This window comes from Pseudomonas meliae, from assembly GCF_001400515.1.
Taxonomy (GTDB): Bacteria; Pseudomonadota; Gammaproteobacteria; order Pseudomonadales; family Pseudomonadaceae; genus Aquipseudomonas; species Aquipseudomonas amygdali.
Map to the genome: position 1 here is coordinate 1 of NZ_LJQT01000060.1, position 505 is coordinate 505.

Annotated in this window: 1 protein-coding gene; it reads right to left on the reverse strand. The window is 50.9% G+C overall.

All coding sequences use genetic code 11. The features are described 5' to 3' along the window. A partial coding sequence (locus ALO64_RS02730) for a 2-oxoglutarate and iron-dependent oxygenase domain-containing protein (protein ID WP_162232058.1) occupies positions 1–352 on the reverse strand: 352 nt, incomplete at its 3' end. Positions 353–505: the final 153 nt, after the last annotated feature.

Sequence of the window (505 nt, forward strand, 5' to 3'; positions counted from 1 at the left end):
TGCCATGGCAAGGCCAGCCGGCTTTTACACGCTGATCGCTTACCGGCAAGTCTTTGCAGACAGTGAAAATCTCAGGGAAATCAGGTTTACCAGCTGTGACCTCCTCGCCTGATGCAACATAGCCACTGTAGGTCAGATCGCTAACGCAGCTACTCTTAAAAGTCAGCGGTTCCTTGCAAAACTGCTTGCTAGCAGCCATCGCTTCCTGCGTTTTTCGATTTTGCTCACTATCGGTCTTGATCTGCAAAATGCCATCTTTTTGCCAAGCCTGGATCAGCGCTCTTCCCAATGAGATATCGGCGGCGCTGCCAATAACCTCGGTAGGCAACTCGAAAGTCTGTAGGTTGGTCATGTTTGTCTCCTCTTTATCCATATAAAGGAACAGGCAGGCCTACGGCAAATCGCCAGTTTTTGCTACGGTTGAGCTGATCGCTCGAAGAACGTTACGATGGCCGCAGCTATTAGCTGCAAGTCCATGTGGACACGATGTCCACCCTCGTGCGGT